Source organism: Collinsella sp. LCP19S3_D3, assembly GCF_052121455.1.
Lineage (GTDB): Bacteria > Actinomycetota > Coriobacteriia > Coriobacteriales > Coriobacteriaceae > Collinsella.
Map to the genome: position 1 here is coordinate 1 of NZ_JBQKEF010000059.1, position 691 is coordinate 691.

The 691-nt window shown below is 64.5% G+C and carries 1 protein-coding gene; it reads right to left on the bottom strand.

Annotation, left to right across the window (positions count from 1 at the left end):
• Positions 1 to 79: 79 nt before the first annotated feature.
• The gene (locus ACTQXM_RS09030; protein ID WP_441537616.1) at positions 80 to 319 is read right to left on the bottom strand and encodes a hypothetical protein; all 240 of its coding nucleotides are present in this window, start codon (positions 317 to 319) and stop codon (positions 80 to 82) included.
• Positions 320 to 691 lie beyond the last annotated feature (372 nt).

The window sequence follows — 691 nt, forward strand, 5'->3', positions numbered from 1 at the left end:
GCGCCCCCGGTCCCCGGGGCGCGGCCCTCTTGCTTAAACTGCTCAATTTTTCGTGCTCACGGTGCTCATTTCCCAGTGATCACTCGGACCACTTCTTAGTGAACATCAACAGCAGCTGGGCCTTCGAGCGGATCACCTCCTCGAGCGGGTCGAAGGCGCTGCCCCTCGCGGACCTGCCGTCGGCGGCGGACTCGCCCTCCCGCCAGTACTTGGCGACCGTGTGCCGGTCCATGCCGTGCCTCCTCGCGATCTCGCTGAAGTTCGGCTTCGCGCCGGACCCCCTGTAGACGTTCAGCTCTCCCATTACGTTTCGCTCCATATCCCGCTCCTCCCGGGTCGGATACCCGATCGGAGCATAGTTCCGTTAGCGCAGTTGGTGAAAGTACGTTAGCGGGGTCGGCGAAAGCGCGTTAGCGCATTCGGCGAGATGCGTTTGCGAAAGTGGTCAATTTTAGATTAGCGCTAACAGCCTGCTGGGTCTGGGAGATCGGGCGCCGGGCGGAGGGGACCCTCGGCTGACCCCGTCGGACAACAAGCCTCCCGCCGGGAGGGCCCGCGCCTCGACGCATCGCCGGCGCGCGTTCACGACCCTTTTTTGGGCAGCCCAAGGCAAGGGCCGCGCCCGTGAACAAGACTGGTTTCGGACGAGCGCGCCGGACGGAGAATCGAAATGCGGTGGGGTGCGCGGACA